Raw genomic sequence first — 21117 nt, forward strand, 5'->3', positions numbered from 1 at the left:
ATACCAAAAGCTCCTCGCCCCTTATGATTCGGGGGAATTGAGGAGCTTTTCGTTACTTTTTGGTTCTTCCCCGTTGCTTGGTTCTAGGTGCCGATTGTGGTTTCGGGTTGAGGGGAATGGTAGCAAGAGATTGATATCTCAGATCAAACTGCTCGCCTGAGCGTTTCATAATCGTGAACGTTTTGGTTGCGCCGACTCGGATCAAACGGTAGTCCACCCGTGTTTTTTTCCCTCCCCCGCTCAGTATCGCAGCTACGGTCCGATGATTTGGCAGGTTCACTTTTATCTGCAACGACAGTACGGTTGCTGGAAAAGGTGGGATGTCACGATAAGGAACACAGAGCTTTCCTTTTAGCATCCGCAAATGGAGATTCCGAATCATCACTTCCGTCAATTGCGTTCCCCAATACCGCCGGAAAATACGGGAGATTTTTCGTTTGGTGTTGTATTTTTCGGGCAATGGCGTGTAATCCACACGGTTTACGGTATAAACAGGCTTTCCTCTCGGCGAATTCGCGATCTGAGTCCAGACATGCTCTGCTGAAGTGATAAACTGCTTGAGCCTCTGCAACTCATCCAAGGATTTCACCTCCTCCATAAACCGTATGGTGGTGGGCTTATGCTAGTACGCCCGATTTCAGCGTTCCAAACGTAACGGACAACAATTCTGAACATACATATAAATTGCAATCATATTATCGAGATGATAGAATATAAACCGCTTTCACTTCTCTTGTCGGGGAGTGCGTTTTTTTGCCTTTTAAGTTTAGCACTATTTAATTTCTTGGAGGTTGTAATGAATTTCATCATTCCCATCGCTGGCTTACTCATCGTGATCGGGTTAGCATTGTTAGGGAGCAATGGACGTAAACAGGTCAAATACAAACCGATCTTCGTCATGATTGCTCTGCAATTTTTGCTTGCCTTTCTTCTTCTGCACACCAAGTTTGGGTTTATATTCGTTTCAGCTATTTCCAAATCGTTTGAAAAGCTCCTTGCTTTTGCTGCGGAAGGGATCAATTTCGTATTTGGCAATCTGGTAAACGACGGACAAATGTCCTTTTTCCTTGGTGTGTTGCTCCCAATCGTCTTCATTTCCGTCCTCATCGGTATTTTGCGACACTTCAAGATTTTGCCGATTATCATGAAGGCAATTGGCTTTGTTTTGAGCAAAATTAACGGCATGGGTAGGCTGGAGTCTTACAACGCTGTCGCTTCCGCTATTGTCGGTCAAAATGAAGTATTCATCACTGTAAAAAAACAGCTCGGTTCCTTGCCGGAGCACCGTCTGTATACGCTGTGCGCATCAGCCATGTCTACTGTTTCAATGTCGATTGTCGGTGCGTACATGACGATGATTGAGCCGAAGTACGTCGTCACGGCACTGTTCTTGAATCTGTTTGGCGGCTTTATTATCGCTTCGATCATCAACCCTTATACAGTGAACGAAGAAGAAGATTTATTAGAGATTCAAAGCAATGAAAAGCAGTCCTTTTTCGAAATGCTCGTCGAGTACATCATGGACGGCTTCAAGGTAGCAGTAGTCGTGGGCGCAATGCTTCTCGGTTTTGTTGCCTTGATCGCGGCTGTGAATAGCTTGTTCGGCATGATTTTCGGCTGGACGTTCCAAGAAATGCTCGGCTTCGTCTTCGCTCCTTTTGCCATCCTGATGGGCATTCCTTTTGCGGAAGCGATGACGGCTGGTAGTATCATGGCGACGAAGCTCGTAACGAACGAGTTTGTAGCGATGATTGAGCTGGGTAAAGTCGTTTCTGAACTGAGCCCACGTACAGTAGGAATTCTCTCTGTATTCCTCGTTTCGTTCGCGAACTTCTCCTCCATCGGCATTATCGCTGGTGCGGTGAAAGGTCTGAATGAGAAACAATCCAATGTAGTCGCTCGTTTTGGGTTGAAGCTGTTGTTTGGTGCCACGCTAGTTAGTCTTTTGTCTGGTGTCGTCGTCAGCTTCGTCCTGTAAGTGACATGAGAAAATGTCCCTCTGCCGTGTGCAGTAGGGACACTTTTTATGAACAGCGAGTGCCCTGCTACAGTCGGACACTCGCTGCTTTTTATCCAATAATCTTTTCCACATCAACACGACCAGAGAAAAACGTCGCTCCTCCACCCATATCCGCGATTCGGTCAGGTGTGAGGGCATTTACATAATGCTTCGGACCCTCGTTGTCTGCCCATAAGCCTTGGCTCACGACGACACCCGAGAGAACATTTTCACCCACAGCTGCCACGAGCTCGCACTCTCCCCGCTCATTCCATATGCGCACGGTATCTCCATCACAAATGTCTAGAGCACTAGCATCTGCCATATTCATGTGTAAACGAGGTATTTTTTCCATCTTCTTATGTTTTTCATTATTCGAGAACGTGGAGTTCAAATAATTGTGATTCGGCCCCGGGACAAATAAATACGGGAAATCCCCATCATTCACCAATGGCGTATATGTCGGTAATGGGGGCAGCCCTCGTTTTTCCATTGCTTGCGAGTAAAGCTCAATTTTTCCACTTGGGGTTGGAAGATGTTCCAAAAAGAAAGGTTCCATATTGGCTTTGGCATATTGTTTATCAAGCAAAGTTTCATACGTGATTCCTTCCAGATGCTGATTGCCGTGCCCCTCCAACGCCTGTCTGACCATCTCTGCATCACTGTCTTGAAAAACAGGTTCGTCATACCCCATGGCAGCAGCGAGCAAGCGGAAAACATCCGTGTTAGACTTGCTCTCTCCAAATGGGGCGATCACCGGTTGCTGAAGCTGAATGTAATGATGCCAATACGACGTGTAAAAATCAGTATTTTCATATGAAGAGGTCGCTGGCAAAACGATATCGGCATAAAGAGCCGTCTCCGTCAAAAACAAGTCATGTACGACCGTAAACAAGTCCTCTCTCGCCAAGCCTTGCCGCACTTTGTTTCCTTCCGGTGCGACAATGGCTGGATTACTCGTATAGACGAAGAGCGATTTCACCGGTGGATCTGTATCGAGCAACGCTTTTCCAAGTTCATTCATGTTGATGACTCTCGTCTGTTTATTTGCCAGCAAATCTGGTCGCTGCACAGCAAGCTTGTTGTGCTCCAAGAAACCTTTATTCCCTTTATTGGCCCCACCGCCTTTGACAAGCCATTGCCCTGTCAAGGCAGGAAGACAAGCAATCGTCCTTACACACATTCCACCATTGTCGTGATGCTGAATGCCATTGCCAATGCGAACAAAGGAAGGGGATGTGGTGCCATACATTCTCGCTAATTTGTAGATATCGTCGATAGGGACACCCGTTATGGCTGATACGGTAGCAGGATCGTAGGTACGTACATGCTCCCTGAGCTCTTCATGTCCTATCGTATACTTCTCCATAAAGGCTGAATCTACCAAGTTTTCAGCAAAAAGTACATGCATGATACCCAAAGCCAAAGCCGTGTCAGTTCCAGGCAAAATTGGGATAAACCAATCAGCCCATCGACCCGTCTGATTTTTATGGACATCAATCACGACGATTTTCGCCCCATTTTTTCGAGCCTGTTCCGCAAACACCACTTGATGCATGTTGGTGCTAACCGTATTGATCCCCCACATGATGAACAGCTTGGTATGAACGGTGTCTTCCGGATCTGTTCCAAAAGCTCCGCCCATCGTGTAGCTGTACCCTACCGCCCCTGCACTATTGCATATCGTACGGTCAAGCTGACTAGCTCCCATACGATGGAAAAAACGGCGATCCATTCCTTCCACACTAATCCGCCCCATGTTTCCGTAAAAGCTGTAAGGCAAAATGCTCTCGGGACCGTCTGAGTCGATCAAGGCACGCCAGCGTTCGGTTATGGTAGTGATGGCTTCCTCCCAACTGATTCGGACAAACTCCCCGCTGCCTTTTTTGCCAATACGCTTCAACGGATGCGTAAGTCGCTTGGGATCGTAAATGCGCTCTGTCATGTTGCGGACTTTGTTGCAAATGTTCCCCTTCGTCACCGGATGGCTCGGGTCCCCTTCAATTTTGACGATTTTCCCCTCTTTTTTATGAAGGAGCAATCCACATTGGTCCGGGCAATCAAGTGAACAGACTGCTGGAAAAACACCGTTCTCCTGGGTCGTATAAGTCATGGAGGTTCCCTCTTTCTCATAACAGTAACTAGCTTTTATACGGCTATTATAATCGATTGAAAAAAGAAGGCACTACCCCTGCGTGAATGAGAAGTTAATGATTTTTATTTACCAATCGTCTCATTACGATTTCTAATGGTCCGTTCAGCTTATGTTTTTCTAAAATCGTGGCCAATAGTAGAGAAAGCATCCAAATACCTACGGCCATCAAAGCAGCGATCCAGTTACGAAGACGTCCCCCTAAATCTAGTGCTACTCGTGACAAGAAAAGAACAAGCATCGCTTCATTCCATACAAAGAAGGTTAATTTACAAAACATTTTTGTATGCAAGGAATGTGTAGACTTATTACACCATGATCTTCCTGTTGTCTAAAACAACTAATCCGAAAAGTTATCTTTTCGGATTAGTTAAAATGAAGAAAAGAAGCAATGTAACCCCCTCCCAGCTGTTAGATCGAATGCAGGCCAAATGTCACCGCCGGCACAAATCTTTGGCGTCGGAACAATTGCGAATGCCTGTGGTTGAGCATCGACTACAAAGAGGATTTTACTAAAGTTTCCACTGGCGTGTTCATTATCGGCAGGCCAAGCCTCCCAGTCTTGAACTTGTATCGTTCCTGAGATTGAAACAAATCTGTTGCTCATGATGAGTCCTCCTCCATTTGTGGAGCTTAAAATTTATTCTAATTCGAACAAGATGAGGACATACTTTTGGACAAATTAAAAACCTCTTGGCTTACCTAAGAGGTTTTTAACTGTTTCCCGTACTTTTATGCTTTGAACTCAGTTATAGATTGCTGCAATTCTTCCGCCATTCTGCTTACGACTTCAATAGCAGAAGCGATTTCTTCCATCGATGCATACTGTTCTTGCGCTGCGGCAGACACATTTTGCGTATGGGTCATAGATTGCTGTGAAGTATCTGCAAGCCCTCTTATCATTTTCACTACATGCTGCGAACTCGCCGTTACTTCTTCTACAATCGCAGACACTTCTTGTGATTGTACCGATACATGTTCCACCATCTTCGTAATATCATGAAACGCTTCACCTGCCTGCTGAACCATCTCAATCCCTTTATGAACAGCAGACGTTCCTTCTCCCATCGAACGCACTGCATGCCCTGCTTCTGACTGAATTTCAGAAATCAACTGTCCGATTTCCTCAGATGCCTGTCCTGACTGCTCAGCCAGCTTTCGCACTTCATCTGCTACAACCGCAAACCCTTTTCCATGTTCGCCCGCTCTTGCTGCTTCGATCGCTGCATTTAAGGCAAGTAAGTTCGTTTGATTGGAGATTTCGGTAATCAGCGTAACAATTCTTCCTATTTCTTTCGACTTCTCACCAAGCGTATCGATAATTTCCGCTGTTGTATTCACTTTTTGCTGAACAAGCTCAATCTGGGCTACTGTTTCTGTAACAACCCGGTTCCCTGTCGTCGCCTTATGATTTGCCGTTACTGTCAGATCGGCTACATCCTGCATAGAAGATGCGGCTTGCTCCATTCCTTTGGAAATTTCTGCAACGGCTTGATTTACTTGATCTGCGCCAGACAACTGATACTCTGCACTTCCTGCCACTTCTTGAATGGATATTGAGATCTGACTTGCCGCGTGTTTCACCTGTTCACCCGTTGCCAATAGCTCCTCAGCGCTTGCGGATAATTCCATTGCATTTGTGTTTACCTGTTGGACGACACTACGTAAACTTCTCATCATATTGTTAAATAATTGGGTTAACATCCCTATTTCATCTTTCGCTTGATACTCTCCATGTACTGTTAAATCGCCTTGCTCCGCTTTTGCCATCAATTCTTTCATAATGTGAAGCGGACGTGTAATGGTGCGGCCAATGACTAAAGCAAAAAACGCACATAATACAATCGCAACCACTGTAAGAACAATCGTCCAAGTAATCGCGCTCTTTGCATAAGCGGTATTTGTCATATTGAGTTCTTCCGCTCTTTCCTGATTGTAATCCGCCAGTTTCTCTAGCGAATCATTCAACTGGGTACGAATCTCTCTAACGTTTTGAATATAATATTGGTAAGCTTGATCATTTTTATTAACCATCGCCAGATCAATTACTTTCTCAACATTTTCCCAGTATGTACTGCGCAGCTCTTGATATTGACCAAATATCTCGTTTTCCTGTTTATCCCTTTTCGTTTTTTCATAGCTTTTTAATAACTGTGAGGTGGCTTCCTTTCTGTCGCTCATAGTTTTCTTCATTTCTTCATTCTCTTTCGGATCTTTCGTGAGAATTAAGCCTAATGTATTTACCTCAACGATACGATTATTCAGTCGGATTTCAGAAAGCCATCTTACTGAAGTCATCCGATCTTCATACATTTCAGTTGAATTTTCCGCCATACTTTTGATGTATGTAACTCCGACGAACCCTACCATGGTTAAAAATACAACTGCCATTATTATGAGCAGCATTATTTTTTTTCTTACTTTTATATCCCTTATCCACTGCATTCCATTTTAGCTCCTTTATGCACTAATTTCCTAAGTGTATATTTAAGAAGAACATTCCATCTTTGTCCATATTCGTTGGATTTGTTAAAAACGTTTGAATAGTCTTGGTATCCTATACGGTGGATTACACAAAGGAGATTTATTAATCATACATACTAGAATCATTACCGCCGAAAAACCAGGGTGTTCTGCGAAAATCGACTTTTAGGCTTAGTGACAGGGTTCCTGCTGTAGACCGCAAAGTAAAATTGAAGAAATAATAAAACACGCCCCATTTTTTTATTTCTTCAAGCCTTCTTCTATTGTCTGCTCTATATAAGGAACCTTGAGATATTTCAGTTGCTGAGACTATCCCACTTATAGAATATTCTTTACTGACATACATACGTAGCGCAACAGCAAGCTTTTCTTTATCCAACTTGGGTCTACCTAATGTTTTCCCACGCTTTTTACTTGCTTCGAGTCCTTCCTTTACTCTCTCGGCAATAAGGTTTCTTTCTAATTCAGCAATGACGCACATCATCTGGAACATGGCTTTGCCCGTAGAGGTTCTAGTATCCATATTTTCTTTTAAAGAAATGAATTGTACCCCCGTCTCTTCTAACTGTTGAATAATATTGAGGATATCCAATGTTTTACGTCCTAAACGGGAGATACTCTCCACTATAACCGTATCGCCTTTCCTGATGACATCAAAAAGTTGATGAAGTCGTTTTCGATCTTTAATTTGATTAAGTCCAATTATCACTAGCCCAACATAAAATAGTAAGCTACTCCAGAATATATACGACCAAGTCAACGAGTAAGCAATTAAACCAGCCAATGCAGGCCAAATCGCAGGAGCTGGTGTAACAACAAGCCCCATTACCCCCATCACAGTTCCCCGTTTATGAATTAGGAAAATTAGCAAAAGCACATTCATCATTAACAGGAATATAATTCCTGTTCCAAAAGCTTGAATTATACGACCTATCAATATGACTGGGAAACTTGGTGCCAAAGAAAGGAAGTATTTTATGGCTTCACCAATGTCTACATCAATTCAAGTACGAAATCCTAAAAGTATGGCTTTTGTACTTATGTTTGCGGCTTTAATAGGGTTATTTAGTGAGACAGCATTAAATATGGCACTTACAAACATTATGTCTGAGTTTAATGTTTCAGCGGCGACAGCACAGTGGCTTACTACTGGCTATCTATTAACAATTGGTATCCTAGTACCTGATTCTCCCATCCGATGACAAAAAATGCTCTATTTGGCTACGATAGATGTTCTCAGAAAATGGACAGACCGTGTCCAAAATTGGGGACAAACTTGCGCAATTGTCGGTGTACTATCATGATCGTATCAAAGATTACATTCGTTAAAAAATCCTTCATTCCCCATAGAAAGCGTGCTTTTCTCCAGCTATCTTGTCAAGGAAATGCTACGCCTCGCTGACGCTCACCCTTGACAAAATTGCTTTCAAATAGGATTTTTCCATGTAAGGGAATAAAGGATTACTGTCACCTGGCTTCACAGGGTGCTTACACAAAACTTTTGACAGACCCGGCAGATCTTTATTCTAATGTCTCATCCCGGAAGGTTTCTTCTCCTGCTTCCATCGTCAACAATACTTTTGCACTTCCAATTTCTGTTGAAGGAATCTTAAAGAGATTCTTATCGATTACAACAAGGTCTGCTTCCTTCCCTTTTTCAATGGAACCAGTGATTTTATCTGAAAAGCTGGCATAGGCACCGTTAATCGTGAAACTAGCAATCAAATCAGCAACCGATGCTCTTTCTTCAGATCCCAGCACTAACTTAGGATCGGTATTTCCAAACTCCTCTCTAGTGACACCTACTTGTATTCCATATAATGGATCAAATTCCCAAGTAATCGGATAGTCACTGGCAGAGGCCACTTTCACTCCGCTATTGATAAGACTTTTCATTGGATATTCACGATTCGCCCGTTCCTCTCCGAGATAAGGCAGTTCAATTTTTTCATGATACCCCGGTGATTTCATGAACCAATATGGATTGGCAACAGCCACTACACCCAATTTACTTAAACGTTGGATGTCACTTGGCTGAACGATTTGGAGATGAGTCATCTGGTGGCGGGAATCTCTTTTTCCATTCTTCTCTACAGCGTACTCAAAACCATCCAAGGTTTCTTTTGTGGCAGCATCTCCGACAGAATGAACGTGCATCGCAAAACCAGCTTTATCCAATGCAGCAGCCGTCTCGTTAAAGACTTGAGGATCCCATTGCGGTTTGGCATTGTGCTTATCCATATATGGTTCAATTAGCGCAGCTGTCCCACCCTCGATTACTCCATCCATGAATACCTTCACCGAGTTTACCTGGACATCAGGTCCGTTTAGTTTTGCCCGTTCTTCTACCAACGATTTTACTTGAGACGGACCCTTGGCAGGATCAGTGGCCAAGGAAACACGATATTTCAGTTGAAGCTTGTTTTCTGCTTCAAGATCCTTTAATGCTTTTAAGGCATTACTACCTGGAACAGCTAGTGCGAGATGGACAGAAGTAATTCCTCTTTCTGCTGCCATATTCTCATAGGCTAAAATCCCTTCTTTATACTCTTCTTCAGAGTAATCCGGAATAATCTTCATCACCAAATCTTGAGCGGTCTCACGAAGAGTACCAGTAGGTTCCCCCGTAACATCGTCTCGCTCAATTACGCCCCCTTCTGGATTCTTGCTATCCTTGGTAATACCCGCCAGTTCAAGAGCTTTCGAGTTCACCCACACCGAGTGATGGTCTTCTGAGGTTAGAACAACAGGTATATCTTTTAGGATTTGATCAAGATCCTCTTTTTTCGGGCCCTTTCCGGGGAACACAGGGTTTACCCATCCAAATCCCTTCAAGCCTTTAAGATCAGGGTTCTTTTGAACAAATTCCTTAATTGTATTGAGATAATCCTCCCGCGATTTTTTTCCAACCAGATTTACTGAAAAGATTGTTTCAACGGTTGCAGTCACATGAGAATGGCTATCAATAAAACCAGGAAGAACCATTTTCCCCTCAAGATTAACCACTCTGGTCTTTGAGTTTTGATAAGGCTTTACTCCTTTGTTCGTGCCAACATAAACAATTTTCCCATCGCTTATAGCAACGGCGTCAGCAAAACTACGTTTTTGATCAACGGTGTACACGGTTGCATTTTGCAAAATAATATCTGCCTTTTTACCGATGGAGTTCGTCTGATTTGTTGCTGCCTGCGCAAATCCTGACAGCAGTGTACTCATTAAGAGAGATGCGATAGTAACTTTCAGGGTCTTTTTTAGCTTCATACAATCACCTTTCATGGCGTGTTTACCATTCACTTCAGGAAAAATTGTATATAAATAATGAGTAGAGAAATATGTTTATCATGAAGGAAAAAAAAAAGTTTTTTCATTCATGGTGGATGTTTCTATATTCGAATAAATCGTACAGCTTAAAGGCTAACATGAGATTAAACCGTTCTTCAGGATCATCAAGCTCCAGCTGTAATAAATCTGTTATTTTTTCCAATCTATATTTCAATGAACTTCGATGGATAAAAAGATATTCAGCCGTTTCTTTTAAATTCCCGTTCATGGCTAAATACACTCTCAATGTATCAAACAGGTCTTTTCCTTTTTCATTTCCGTAGGTTAATAAAGGATCCAAGTATTTCTTGATGAACAGTTTTACCGCAAAACTCTCTTTAAAATCAAATAAAATAGAAAGAGAACCAAGATCGTCAAAGTTTTGGATTCTTTTGTTGGAAATGCAATTTTTCACTATCTTCAGCGCTTGAATAGCCTGACGATAACAAACATGGAAGTCCTCCATAGTCTTCGTACGAGAACTAATTCCTAAAAAAATATCAATCCCTTGCATGATTGATGAAACGACATCCCTAATTTGTTGATAAATCAGTTCCCAATAGAGGTTGCTGTCTTTTTCTTTTAGGTCTGGAACAATCAGAACATAACAGTCCTCTTTTTGTGTTGTGATAATATTTCGATCAAAAAGTTGTAATGTTGTTCTGATTCTTTCCCAAATCCAAGTCATTTTGAACTTTACTAATTGTAAATCCTCATCGCTCTGATTACATTCAATAGAAAATACACCAATTCTATTCGGTTGAAACAGATTGAGATTAAAGAGATTGGCATATTCGATCATTTTATCTTTATCTTCAATCTTTTCCAGGAAAAGTTGATGGATGAAACCGTCCTTAACCTGTTCTTTTGCATCTGCCACAAGTTTTTGCTTTTTGATCTGAATTGCATATACATCCAAGGCGTAATTCAGTGTCATTCGTATTTCCAGATCGAATTCCTGTTTACTTGCTTTCACTCCTACATGTCCAAATAGCTCACTGCCACAAACTACCTTCCATATGCCGAGATGATTGTCTTCCCCATATTGGAGCCACTGCTCTCGATCAGGTATATGCACTATTTTCCATCTATTTGCATTCAACTGACTTACTATTTCCTCAAGCTCCTCATTACGTTCTCCTATAATAAAACTGGATATCGGATGCAGAAAGCGATCAAATAAAATAACCGTTTTTCCAATCAAATGCGAAAGCGTTTTGGTAATCTCAAAGTAACCATCACCTACCAAAGCCTGTGTCACTAATTCTTTATAGTGAATCATTCGTTTTTCCAAGCGATTTTTGTCTTCCAGTTCTGCCCTCAATTTCTGCTTTTCTTTCTCTTTGTTTTTTACTACTTCCATTGCGATCGCAAAATCTTTGCCATATTCTCTAAATGACTTTTCCGCTTGGAGATTCAAGGGAGCCTCCTCCTGATACCCAACAAGACATACATCAAAACTGGTAGAATCGCTTTCTTTAATTGGGAAGGTAAACCAAGTAACAAAACCTTCATTCTCAAATTCTCTAAGCAGATCACAACTCTTCCATACCTCGATACCATCCATAGAACAATGGGGTTTAGATAAACAGCATTCCAAACAAGACGAACACGATAATGGAAACTTCTTCTCAAAACTCTGTGAGTCTCCTCTTCTTGTTCGAATACCCAAGACATCCTCTGATTTTTCAATAATTGCAACGTAGTCACAGACAAACTCATCCCAAAATGACTCTAATAGAAACCTCTGTGCTTCATCAACGGTTTCTAGTTTGTGCAAGTGTCTCGCAGTATTACGTAAGTGTATATCAATGTCGTCAATACTATTCCGCCCCCAAATCGCCTCCCATTTGTCCAATATTATCCCTCATTTCTATAAGTTAAATATGAAAGGAACCCAACCAGCACCGTTGCCACAAACATCATAATTGATAATCGTTCAAAACGCTGCCACTTAATTCAACACTATAAAATATTATATGTTATCTATTAAGTTTAAAAAAAGCGCCAGACTCTAATCGATCTGAAGCATTTCAACGATATCTGATACTTCTAGAATGCTCCTATTAATCTCTATTTTCCGAGTTTTAAAAAGAAAGGCAGAATAGGACTCGATTGTCGAATTCCATTCTGCCTTTCTTTTTATAGTATTGCTGCTTTGCCTAACACCTTCTATTTTCGAACTTCTATCATTATTTTTGTCACATACTCTTCGCTAGTATTTTTGGTTACCGCATCTAGGACGTATTCTTCATACGAATATTCCCCGATTTGAAGTTCGTGGGCTTTTATATATGCAAGCATTTCTTCATAAGTTGTAGTAATTCTCTCACTCTTTCCAATATGATAGCCAACCACATACAACCCCTTTGGCTTTGTATAGTAAGTTATCGCTTCATGATTTTCTGTTTGTTTCATATATAAATTCGAATAGTTTTCGTAATCTGCTGACAATAGTTGATTACGTGAAACCATCGCTCCAATTGGATAACCCGTATCGAGCCGATACGTATGGAGCGCATCGATAAAATTAGAAACAGCCCGTACAAAGTCTCTGTCCGTACAATCTAGAATGGAATCACTGGAAAATAATTTTTCCTCCGAAAATTCTTCTATTTGAATACATGAAAAATCCGTTTTGATGGCTTCCTTGGTCAAGCTAAGCTTCGTTTCAATCATTTGTTGGATTTGCTGCAGGTTTTGAATTTTGCGCTGAATTATAGACGCTTTATCTTCTAAAAGGCTAACAAGGTTTTCTGGTGTTTTGTTTTCCAAAAAGGGCTTTATTTCTTTTAAGGGCAACCCGACCTCTTTTAATAGTTCAATCACGTTAAATAACTCAAACTGTCGATACGAATAGAATCGATAGCCCTTCTCATTTTTAATATCTGGTGACATTAACCCGATGTCATCATAATAAAACATTGTTTGCTTATTGACTCGACATAGCCTCGCAAATTCCCCTGTCGTGAAATATTTGTATGTCGCCTCTGACATATAAACCTCCCTCTCTTGACTATATAGTTACTATATAGTGTACATTTCTTACTATAAATTTAAGCGAAAGGGTTTGATAGTCATGAATATCATTATTCGTGACATAACGCCAGAAAATGTTCAAGAAATCCTGCAATTACGTGTCAAAAAGGACCAAACCTCATTTATCGAAACACCTCAAAAATGTTTACAAGATGCACAAGCATGTAGCTATTATCAACCAGCAGGGCTATATACTGGCAAAGAATTAGTTGGATTTGCGATGTACGGGGAATTCCCGAGGGAAGATGAAATAGAAGATAAACGTGTTTGGTTAGATCGCTACTTTATTGACCACCGTTATCAAGGATATGGCTTAGGTAAGCAAGCATTGGAAGCCCTTATTCAGCACCTTGTCAAACAGTATAACTGTGAAAAAATTTACTTAAGTGTATTTAAGGACAATGTCCAAGCCATTCGTATTTATCAAAAATATGGATTCAAGTTCAATGGAGAAATTGATATTAACGGTGAAAAAGTCATGGTGAAGAAAGTCAATGTATAAATACTGAGTTCTGCGATCGGACTAGCCAACTTGGATGGGTGTTCTGGGGCATACTGTGTAGCAAGAAGTGGATCAGCTTCGTATTCCAATAACAACTTTGCAAAATATGTAAGCGGTCATAACCGTGAGGCTTTCATGGTTGTTCCCTATGAACCACATATACAAAGAAAAGCAGCCGTGTCATGAACTGAAAGCCAAAGTTGTTGAAATTTATCACATAATTTTTATTTTGTGCAATAGGAAGATAGAAAGAGTAAAGCGACAGGGAGATAGCAAAAGCTACCTCCCTGTTTGTACTTTGCTCCCACTTTCCATTTTTCAAAACAACCTCTAATTCGTAACAAGCGATTTGCTACTTCTTATTATCTTCAGGAAGTAGCGAATATTCTAAACCCATAAAACTAGCAACAGAGAGCTTTTCTTCGTTTATGACCTGAAATCGGTAATTAGCAGGAGACAATAGCGCCTGGTTATCAGCTTCCGACAAATTTTCTTTTAGCTTTAGCTGTTGCGAAATCGTATACCGACTCTCTTTACTGTTTAACTCAATTTGAACGAGTGAAGGAGTCTCAGCAAGCAAATTTTTAATGGTCTCGTTACCCGGCATATCTGCAAACGAAAAGTAAATGGGTTTTTCCGTATGCATCATTTTTTCTCTCAAATCTTCCGAAATTAAGATTCGTAACGTGAGTTCTGCCGAATTGCCGTTTTTTGTTATCTCAAGAACAGATGTTTTCAAATTCTCCCCTGTAATTTCTTCGAAATAATCGTAGACGCTTACATATGACTTCTCTTTAGGGACTGTTACTGCCTCGCTACAGCCAGTAAGAAGGACTATGAACAGAAGGAGAAGTATCTGGAGAGGTCGGATCATAGATCTTTTGATTTTTTACTAGAATACTCTTTGTACGAATATTTGACGTTTACGTAGTTAGAATCAACTACTCTGCCTTGAAAATATTCGTTTAAGTTTCCAGTTGTTTTTACGGCTTTTGATCCGTATTCAACGGTTGTAATCGTACGCTTTGGTATGACCCAACTGTGGGTTGTTTCTATAATGTCTTCTTCTCCAAATGAAACTTCTGCATTAATCCCCACTTTCCCCTCTATTATCCTCCAGTTGACTTTCGTCTCGGCTTCCAGACCTATTTTTCCGGTCAAAAAGGTTTTTCTTGTAACCTTTCTTGAAAAAGAATCGTTTTCGTTACTATCATTTTCAATATCAGCTTCATAAGATTTTGATTTGTATAGGTCCTTCTTAGACATTTCATACACTTTGCCAGTCATATCATTGCCTAAGGGACCAATCTTAGATGAATCACTCTTTGTAAGTGCATCTGTAAAATCATACTCTACTGGGTTCTCATATACACGTTCAACGATTTTTAGGTTACCTATTTTAATAGTCTCACCTTGAGCTGCGAAGGCAGAACCAGCTCCAGATACAACTAAACTGCTAAGTAAGAGAGTTGCAAAAGAAATTTTCTTAATATTCATCTTTACCCTCCTGTATATTATCAGAAATTTTAAACACGTAACAATTGTTACATATATTTACAATTCGTTTTGTGATTACCTCAATTCAAATAACACCCTATTTCTTATTTTTGCATCATTCTTGATTGAATTACCAGAATGTACTGATCTAATTGCTGACTTAATTCCACGACTTCATCATCCAACAAATCATTCTTCTCCAAAAACAATTGCACCAGTTGTTCCCGTAATTGTTCCACAATGATGTTTTTCAAATGATCTACATCGCGATAAGTTCCTCCTTCCCGATCTAACGGTAGCGTGGTACATTTACTTATAGGAGCTGTATCTGCTCCTCCTGCGGGCGTTCCATTAACCTGACGAATGGGTGGAACGCCCTTTCTATATGCAATTGCTCCTATGTTTATCACCTCCCTTTTTTTACAATAGATACATTTATAACTATACTGCAATTTCCCAAATTCGCTGTTCTTAGAAAAATGGGAAAATAACAAAAGCATCCCTTTTTTGTTTGGGATGCTTTTTCGAACCCTTTATCAAACTCTATTTATCCTCCTACGCCGTGATGATATTGCATAACTGTAGGAGGTGAAACAGCAGAAATAGATGGCGTTTCGCTTGCTATAGAAGCCTGGCCAGCGCTGGAAAATAGCCCAAAACTCAAAGCCATGGTTAACAAAACAAATAATCTCTTCATACTCACACTCTCCCTTCTAAAATGGCTTGATAGTGATCTTTTTGCTCATTTGTTGCGTGTGGCAAGTGTTTCCAAAACTTTGTGACACAACGTTTAAATCCTTGGTGATAGGTCATTTTGTCAGATAAATCCAGGCACAGGAGTAACTGATCTATCGCTTGAGACGTGTTTCCTTTTTCTAAATTCATATTCAGTCTTTTGATCCCAAAAGTGAAAACTTTGGCTGAAATTTATTGGGTTCTGCTCCTCATGAAAGCTGGATAGATTAGCAGAAAAACGATGTAATAGCTCATCTATACAAAAATTATGTTTATTAGCTGCTTCGATGATGGTCAACATGCCAGGGAGAATTTCATTTGGATGTTCCTTTAAGAAATCAACGTACTCTGAGAGGATATTCACGTTTCCCTTCTTCAAGCTAAGTCCATATAAGTTAGCCCTGCCCCAGACATTGAATTTCTTTACTTCTTTATGCCCTATCTCATCTAACAGTTCAAACCAAGTAAGATCAGTATATTCGATCACGTATTTTTCCGCTTCTTCATATTGTTCTTGCATTGTCAGAGCAACTCCTTTTAACAAGGAGCTTTGACCATAGTACACAACTAGATGACGTTCCTTGTGTAACATTTCATCCGTTTTACCGCTCTCTTTCTTGCGTAGTAGATCCTGATAGACTGCATTCGCTAGTGTCCGTAATTCGTCAGCATATTTTTCAACATCTTTCCACTTCTGCAACATGTAGCACGCATTGGCTAGATGTAGCAACGCGTCCAATTGGTGATGTTCGGACAATCTGTTCCGATAGGGTTCGAACCGTATGACCGCTTTCCAGTTGTCTTCAGGGTTTGTACCTTGTAACGCTCGAAATAACCGATATTGACTTATTAGAAAGTGATCCGAATGACTATCTTTTTCAGTTTCAATCACTAGCTGATAAAAGGGGACTGACATAGCCTTTCCACCATTTTGATATAATTGCTCTGCAACAGTGAAGAGAATGGAAACGTTTTTAGAGTTCTCTAGTAATCTGGAGACAACCGCTTCAATACAATCCTGACGGCCAAGCTCGGCACATCGAACCAAATAAGGGATCAAACGTGGCCGCGAGATTTTTTCCTCGGCTATACACTCTTCCGGGTACAACTCGTATAACCAACCAGGAGCCTTTTCAAAAACTTTAGCCAACGTGTCAAGCTGACCAATTGTAATAGCACGTGGTGGATTGCTATTTAGGATCTCACTCAAATGTCCAGGATTAACACCACTCAATTCACTGATTTTACTAAGTGTATATCCGTTCTCTTTTATATTTCTATCAATTTCAGAGCGTATCGATTTTTGTATTGTTTTTCTTGTTTCCATACTAAAAGAAATCCCTCTTAGTCATGTACATAAGAAACACTCGACTTCTCGTATTTTACAACTGCCATAAGTATTTGTAAATATTTACCATTAAATCCTTTTTAACTTGTTTGTGATTCCGTCAATGTAATTGCTCATGCATGCAGTTCACATCCTTCTATGAAATTTCATTCCACTTTCATTTTAGTTAATAGAAACAAACAGATTAGGTTCTTAAAATGTAAATACTTGGTAATCACAGTAAGTATATTACGTGTATTTTAATTCGCCAAATATTATGGGTGATTAAAAATTGTTAACAGTTTAACATATGAGTAAACGAATCAAGGAGAGCTTCCCAGATTTGAAACTAAAAGATGCGCGAATAGAAAAGAAATTATCACAGGAAAAAATAAGCAGGATCATAAACGTGTCCTTGAAACATTATCAGAACATAGAATACGGGATTACCGTTCCCACTGTTACGATTGCGCTACATATTTGCGAAGTCCTCGACATCGATCCAAGAGAAGTTGACGAGTGGAAAGACAGACGTGAACCTAACTAAGAGGGTACCCTTTGAGAAGTGCAAATTCTCAACGCTAAGGTTAAATAAGCAAAAAAAGCCGGATTACCGTGGGGTAATTCGGCTTTTTCATTACCGAGAGTTCTGTTCACGGAGATATTCTTCGGACAAATCAATCATTTCTGGATTTCCCCCTCCTTCTTGCTTCTTCCAACTGAGTCATATGAGTGGATGGATAATATGGCTATAAGAAGTCTAAATATTCGGGTTTCCTCCTCTATCCAATAAGAACTTTGCTATGCCTACTCTATCATCCTGTACTACTCGCATTATGGTGATGCTAAAATAATTCTAGGTGATAATTATGTTTCTTGAACCCATGTTACTAGATCAACGATACAAACCGTTTCATTTGTCAAGCGGACCCCGAGGCAATGAAAAGGGCCCCATCCGTGTAATGGCGCCCCTTTGTTTTTCGATTTTAGAAATCCCAATCCAGCAAGTCCTCCAGCAGTTCGCGGGAAAATGCTAATTTCTCCGGTGAGTATTTATCCAGAAAGCTCATAAATCGCTGTTCAATGTCCTGATGCATCCGGTGATGAATTTTATACAGCTTTTGTCCCTTTGCGGTTAGCCGATAGTACACTTCTTTCTTATTATCAACCAGCTGTTGCCTTTTAATTAAATCAAGCTTCCATAACTTCTTGCTGATCCTCGTTATGGACCCTTTCGTTAAATTGACTTTTTCCGAAATCGTGGTGACGTTGATGGGACCATGATCCCCGATACACGCAATGAAATGAATTTCGGATAGCGTAAGGTTTAGTTTGATTCCCATCTCGGATTCCAGCTTCAGCATCTCTTCTGCCATACGCGCAGTCAATTTGCTTTCTCGCAGCTCTTGCTGCGTAACTAGCTGAATGTAAAGCTGTATGATCCGCTGCTTGGAAAGGTCTGTGTTTTCGCGAAAATATCCGAATATAACACATCCTCTTTTCATTGAAAATCTTTTTCAATTAAATACTTAGTAAAGACTATGTGGACAAATGAAAAGGCGACCCCTTCTCGAATCGAGTAAGAGATCGCCTTTTTCTATTTTCTTATCGTTTAGCTACGACAATCACATATACATGACCTTGATCATTTGTCCACAAATCCACTTTGTCTTTAGAGGAAAGATCGCTTTCTTTCAAGTCATTACCGTTGTAGTATTTGATTTTCGCGTTTTCCGTCATCTTCAAGCTCGTCGATACGTCATCGAAGAATACGTATTTGTCTTTGTTCACACGGGATTCAATTCCGACGAAACGCACGTTTTCCTTCGCCAGTTTTCCACTGACGGAAGCAGCAATGACATCGCCGTCACGATCAAGGGTCAATGTCACGTACTCAAATTGATCGACGTCTTCAATCGCATCCTCATCCGTTACATCATACGTCTTGCCGTTCACCTCTACTTTCGCGGAAGTGACCTTCCCGTCATCGTTACGAACCTCAACAGAATCAACCACGCCACTTACTTTCCTAGGTGCACCAGTAATGGCCTTTACTTTGCCAGCGTTGTTCAGTGTCAGCGTGTACTCGTTGTCGTTGGAAGCTGCATCGCTGTCAATCGTGACGCCGGACAAGAGCTCATACACTTTCCCGTTCACGGTAATTTTGGAACCGGATTTTTTCGTCACGTATCCTTTTACGGTTTGCTTTTCCAAAGCCAGCTCCACAATGTCATTCGTACCAACGTTGTATTTCCACGTAAGGATACGGTGGTCATTAAACTGATCGGTTTTAATTGTCGTTGGTGATACGGAGCTGCCATCTACAGTCAGCTTCGCATTGGTCAAGATGTCGTAGATTTTCCCGTCGATTTTCACAGTTGCCAGTTTTCCTGCTTGATACGCGGTCGTGTCTGAGACCTGCTTGTTCGTAGCTGCACCTACACCCTGCTCTACTTTGATCAGATTTCCATTCTTGTCAAACGTAAGAACGGCAATTTGACCGCTCGTCAACTCATCCAGTTCATCTACTTCGTCTTCGTCTACGAACAACTCGGTATCTTCATGCACCTCGTAATTAACGCTACCAACGCGAATCCGGTTTTTGTCTGTATCAACGGTGATTGTATCTGTGAAGCTCAGCTTCGTGTATACTAGCTCAGATACTTTGCCGTCCACGTTGAGTGTCAGCTCGACTAAGTCATCTTTTTCGATGTCAGAGAAAGAAGCACTTGTTTCTTTTGCCTCTGGATGCGCTTTGCCTTTGATCGTTGCTTTGGAATCCAGAACATAGGTCGTGCCGTCTACTCTCAGCTCTTTCTTCGAGTTGGAACCGCTCACGGATGATACTTTTTCCACAATTCCTTTTGTCGTGTTGTCGCTAATCGTGATGGACTTGATCTTGCCATTGTCGCCAACGACTGCCACAAACTTTTGACCGATGTGAGAACGGCTTACATTTACGCCATCTTCTACTTCCAAAATGACTTCTCTTCCATTGACGATTGCCTTAAATTTCTTCTCATCGCCTACAGCCGTTGTAAAATTAAGGCCAGTCTTCACGATTCCTTCGACGATTTCAGAGTCAGAAGTAACAACGGTGAGAAAAGCCACTCGGCCATTTTTCGTAACGTATTCTACTTGCGCGCCTACGACCAGATTGCCGTATACTTGCGCGGAATCAGCAATTTCGATTTCTTTGTTTTGTCCGACTAGTTTCAGCTTTTTGTCAGACTTGTCATACGAAGCAATTGCGCCCTTCACTACTGGCAGCTTCTGAATGGTTCCTTTTGCATTGCCATCTTTGTCGTAGTATGCGCCGTTTGCGTATACAGGCGTTTCCATAAAGCGATCAGTATACTTCGCGACGATATCACGCGGAGCTGCTGCTGTCGGTGTTTCTTTTGCATCGTAGATACCTGCTCTGTCCGCTTCCAGCAAGTAAGGGATGTACCACTCGCTTGATGCTGATGGACGAACGTCAATTTTCAAGCCTTGAACATAGACAGTCAACGCTTCCGCAATTTTTACATTGTGATTCGGTTTGAAGGTGCCATCTGGATAGCCCTTGATAATGCCTTGCGATACGGCAAGATTGATATAACCTGTCGCCCAGTGATCTGCAGGCAGGTCTTTAAAGACTGTTTTTCCTTGCAAAAGCTTTGCTTGCGCATCTGTGTACCCGAGTGCCAGTACCGCAACTTTGGCGAACTCCGCTCTCGTCACTTCTTTATTCGGCTTGAACGTGCCATCGGTATATCCTTTTAACACACCTGCATAATTCAATTTTAGAATCGCGTCTTTATTTACGTTTCCTGATACGTCAGAGAATGGCAGTGCCGTAGCAGCCCATCCTGTACCCGGCAACGCAAGTGAACCTGCCAGAACCGCTGTCGCTAATAACTTTTTGAAATCTTTGCTTGCTCGATTCTTTGCTTTTTGCAAAATAAACCCCTCCATCAATGTAACAGTTTTATCAGTTCATTCTCTCCAGCAGACACTCCCATTTGAAGAAATGATGGAATAGTCCACAGTAGAACTGTTTTCTTCGGCCGAATGCTCTT

At 41.1% G+C, this 21117-nt stretch carries 17 protein-coding genes and 5 pseudogenes; 5 read left to right on the forward strand and 17 right to left on the reverse strand.

The features are described 5' to 3' along the window. Positions 1 to 52: 52 nt before the first annotated feature. Complete coding sequence (locus ACQ5DJ_RS15235) at positions 53 to 589, reverse strand: hypothetical protein (protein ID WP_392428501.1); 537 nt, start codon at positions 587 to 589, stop codon at positions 53 to 55. A 207-nt stretch (positions 590 to 796) separates the two neighbouring features. Here ACQ5DJ_RS15235 and ACQ5DJ_RS15240 point away from each other — a divergent pair, with 207 nt between their 5' ends. Beyond that, positions 797 to 1978 carry a NupC/NupG family nucleoside CNT transporter gene (locus ACQ5DJ_RS15240; RefSeq protein ID WP_429843210.1) on the forward strand — a complete coding sequence of 394 codons (1182 nt, stop codon included), beginning with the start codon at positions 797 to 799 and terminating at the stop codon, positions 1976 to 1978. A gap of 91 nt (positions 1979 to 2069) precedes the next feature. Here ACQ5DJ_RS15240 and ACQ5DJ_RS15245 read toward each other — a convergent pair whose 3' ends face one another. From ACQ5DJ_RS15245 to ACQ5DJ_RS15270, 6 genes and pseudogenes are all read right to left on the reverse strand, one after another. Continuing rightward, positions 2070 to 4112, reverse strand: a complete 2043-nt coding sequence (locus tag ACQ5DJ_RS15245; RefSeq protein ID WP_429843211.1) for a molybdopterin-containing oxidoreductase family protein — start codon at positions 4110 to 4112, stop codon at positions 2070 to 2072. A 94-nt stretch (positions 4113 to 4206) separates the two neighbouring features. Then, positions 4207 to 4419, reverse strand: a pseudogene (locus tag ACQ5DJ_RS15250) (DUF418 domain-containing protein); the annotation flags it as partial. Between the two features lie 102 nt (positions 4420 to 4521). After that, positions 4522 to 4758 (reverse strand): hypothetical protein, encoded by a 237-nt coding sequence (locus ACQ5DJ_RS15255; protein WP_429843212.1) that lies wholly within the window; start codon positions 4756 to 4758, stop codon positions 4522 to 4524. Positions 4759 to 4883: 125 nt separating this feature from the next. Further along, positions 4884 to 6596, reverse strand: coding sequence for a methyl-accepting chemotaxis protein (locus tag ACQ5DJ_RS15260; protein WP_429843213.1), 1713 nt, complete (start codon positions 6594 to 6596; stop codon positions 4884 to 4886). A 274-nt stretch (positions 6597 to 6870) separates the two neighbouring features. Next, positions 6871 to 7305: pseudogene (locus ACQ5DJ_RS15265) on the reverse strand (recombinase family protein); the annotation flags it as partial. 84 nt (positions 7306 to 7389) lie between these two features. Then, a pseudogene (locus tag ACQ5DJ_RS15270) lies at positions 7390 to 7596 on the reverse strand (MFS transporter); the annotation flags it as partial. 16 nt (positions 7597 to 7612) lie between these two features. Between ACQ5DJ_RS15270 and ACQ5DJ_RS15275 the strand changes: the two are divergent. Together ACQ5DJ_RS15275 and ACQ5DJ_RS15280 are read left to right on the forward strand one after the other, a co-directional pair. Further along, a pseudogene (locus ACQ5DJ_RS15275) lies at positions 7613 to 7825 on the forward strand (MFS transporter); the annotation flags it as partial. A 15-nt stretch (positions 7826 to 7840) separates the two neighbouring features. Beyond that, positions 7841 to 7964, forward strand: a pseudogene (locus ACQ5DJ_RS15280) (IS256 family transposase); the annotation flags it as partial. A 192-nt stretch (positions 7965 to 8156) separates the two neighbouring features. On the opposite strand, the gene ACQ5DJ_RS15285 reads toward ACQ5DJ_RS15280, so the two are convergent. The 3 genes from ACQ5DJ_RS15285 to ACQ5DJ_RS15295 all read right to left on the reverse strand — a co-directional run bounded on the left by ACQ5DJ_RS15285 (position 8157) and on the right by ACQ5DJ_RS15295 (position 12953). Next, positions 8157 to 9896 (reverse strand): amidohydrolase, encoded by a 1740-nt coding sequence (locus tag ACQ5DJ_RS15285; protein ID WP_429843214.1) that lies wholly within the window; start codon positions 9894 to 9896, stop codon positions 8157 to 8159. A 103-nt stretch (positions 9897 to 9999) separates the two neighbouring features. Further along, positions 10000 to 11814 (reverse strand): PucR family transcriptional regulator, encoded by a 1815-nt coding sequence (locus ACQ5DJ_RS15290; RefSeq protein WP_429843215.1) that lies wholly within the window; start codon positions 11812 to 11814, stop codon positions 10000 to 10002. A gap of 314 nt (positions 11815 to 12128) precedes the next feature. Next, a complete protein-coding gene (locus ACQ5DJ_RS15295; protein ID WP_429843216.1) occupies positions 12129 to 12953 on the reverse strand; it encodes a MerR family transcriptional regulator in 825 nt (274 codons plus the stop codon). Positions 12954 to 13035: 82 nt separating this feature from the next. Between ACQ5DJ_RS15295 and ACQ5DJ_RS15300 the strand changes: the two genes are divergently transcribed. Beyond that, a complete protein-coding gene (locus ACQ5DJ_RS15300; protein ID WP_429843217.1) occupies positions 13036 to 13497 on the forward strand; it encodes a GNAT family N-acetyltransferase in 462 nt (153 codons plus the stop codon). Positions 13498 to 13849: 352 nt separating this feature from the next. Here ACQ5DJ_RS15300 and ACQ5DJ_RS15305 read toward each other — a convergent pair whose 3' ends face one another. From ACQ5DJ_RS15305 to ACQ5DJ_RS15325, 5 genes are all read right to left on the reverse strand, one after another. Continuing rightward, complete coding sequence (locus ACQ5DJ_RS15305; RefSeq protein WP_429843218.1) at positions 13850 to 14236, reverse strand: hypothetical protein; 387 nt, start codon at positions 14234 to 14236, stop codon at positions 13850 to 13852. Between the two features lie 131 nt (positions 14237 to 14367). Beyond that, a complete protein-coding gene (locus tag ACQ5DJ_RS15310; protein ID WP_429843219.1) occupies positions 14368 to 14994 on the reverse strand; it encodes a hypothetical protein in 627 nt (208 codons plus the stop codon). A 104-nt stretch (positions 14995 to 15098) separates the two neighbouring features. Further along, positions 15099 to 15248 (reverse strand): aspartyl-phosphate phosphatase Spo0E family protein, encoded by a 150-nt coding sequence (locus ACQ5DJ_RS15315; RefSeq protein WP_429843220.1) that lies wholly within the window; start codon positions 15246 to 15248, stop codon positions 15099 to 15101. Positions 15249 to 15541: 293 nt separating this feature from the next. Further along, on the reverse strand, positions 15542 to 15691 hold the full coding sequence (locus tag ACQ5DJ_RS15320; protein WP_429843221.1) for a hypothetical protein: 150 nt from the start codon (positions 15689 to 15691) through the stop codon (positions 15542 to 15544). Between the two features lie 120 nt (positions 15692 to 15811). Next, a complete protein-coding gene (locus ACQ5DJ_RS15325; protein ID WP_429843222.1) occupies positions 15812 to 17056 on the reverse strand; it encodes a DNA-binding protein in 1245 nt (414 codons plus the stop codon). A gap of 310 nt (positions 17057 to 17366) precedes the next feature. On the opposite strand from ACQ5DJ_RS15325, the gene ACQ5DJ_RS15330 reads away from it, so the two are divergent. Further along, positions 17367 to 17603 carry a helix-turn-helix transcriptional regulator gene (locus ACQ5DJ_RS15330; RefSeq protein ID WP_429843223.1) on the forward strand — a complete coding sequence of 79 codons (237 nt, stop codon included), beginning with the start codon at positions 17367 to 17369 and terminating at the stop codon, positions 17601 to 17603. Positions 17604 to 18042: 439 nt separating this feature from the next. On the opposite strand, the gene ACQ5DJ_RS15335 is transcribed toward ACQ5DJ_RS15330, so the two are convergent. Both ACQ5DJ_RS15335 and ACQ5DJ_RS15340 read right to left on the reverse strand, forming a co-directional pair. Further along, positions 18043 to 18561 carry a MarR family transcriptional regulator gene (locus tag ACQ5DJ_RS15335; protein ID WP_429843224.1) on the reverse strand — a complete coding sequence of 173 codons (519 nt, stop codon included), beginning with the start codon at positions 18559 to 18561 and terminating at the stop codon, positions 18043 to 18045. A gap of 100 nt (positions 18562 to 18661) precedes the next feature. Beyond that, the gene (locus ACQ5DJ_RS15340) at positions 18662 to 20998 is read right to left on the reverse strand and encodes an S-layer homology domain-containing protein (RefSeq protein ID WP_429843225.1); all 2337 of its coding nucleotides are present in this window, start codon (positions 20996 to 20998) and stop codon (positions 18662 to 18664) included. Positions 20999 to 21117 lie beyond the last annotated feature (119 nt).

This window comes from Brevibacillus sp. FIR094 (assembly GCF_050477165.1).
Classification (GTDB): Bacteria; Bacillota; Bacilli; order Brevibacillales; family Brevibacillaceae; genus Brevibacillus.

Coding starts and splice junctions, on each gene's coding strand:
- ACQ5DJ_RS15240 (WP_429843210.1), top strand. CDS start 797: ATGAATTTCATCATTCCCATCGCTGGCTTACTCATCGTGATCGGGTTA.
- ACQ5DJ_RS15245 (WP_429843211.1), bottom strand. CDS start 4,112: ATGACTTATACGACCCAGGAGAACGGTGTTTTTCCAGCAGTCTGTTCA.
- ACQ5DJ_RS15255 (WP_429843212.1), bottom strand. CDS start 4,758: ATGAGCAACAGATTTGTTTCAATCTCAGGAACGATACAAGTTCAAGAC.
- ACQ5DJ_RS15260 (WP_429843213.1), bottom strand. CDS start 6,596: ATGCAGTGGATAAGGGATATAAAAGTAAGAAAAAAAATAATGCTGCTC.
- ACQ5DJ_RS15285 (WP_429843214.1), bottom strand. CDS start 9,896: ATGAAGCTAAAAAAGACCCTGAAAGTTACTATCGCATCTCTCTTAATG.
- ACQ5DJ_RS15295 (WP_429843216.1), bottom strand. CDS start 12,953: ATGTCAGAGGCGACATACAAATATTTCACGACAGGGGAATTTGCGAGG.
- ACQ5DJ_RS15300 (WP_429843217.1), top strand. CDS start 13,036: ATGAATATCATTATTCGTGACATAACGCCAGAAAATGTTCAAGAAATC.
- ACQ5DJ_RS15310 (WP_429843219.1), bottom strand. CDS start 14,994: ATGAATATTAAGAAAATTTCTTTTGCAACTCTCTTACTTAGCAGTTTA.
- ACQ5DJ_RS15320 (WP_429843221.1), bottom strand. CDS start 15,691: ATGAAGAGATTATTTGTTTTGTTAACCATGGCTTTGAGTTTTGGGCTA.
- ACQ5DJ_RS15325 (WP_429843222.1), bottom strand. CDS start 17,056: ATGGAAACAAGAAAAACAATACAAAAATCGATACGCTCTGAAATTGAT.
- ACQ5DJ_RS15330 (WP_429843223.1), top strand. CDS start 17,367: ATGAGTAAACGAATCAAGGAGAGCTTCCCAGATTTGAAACTAAAAGAT.
- ACQ5DJ_RS15335 (WP_429843224.1), bottom strand. CDS start 18,561: ATGAAAAGAGGATGTGTTATATTCGGATATTTTCGCGAAAACACAGAC.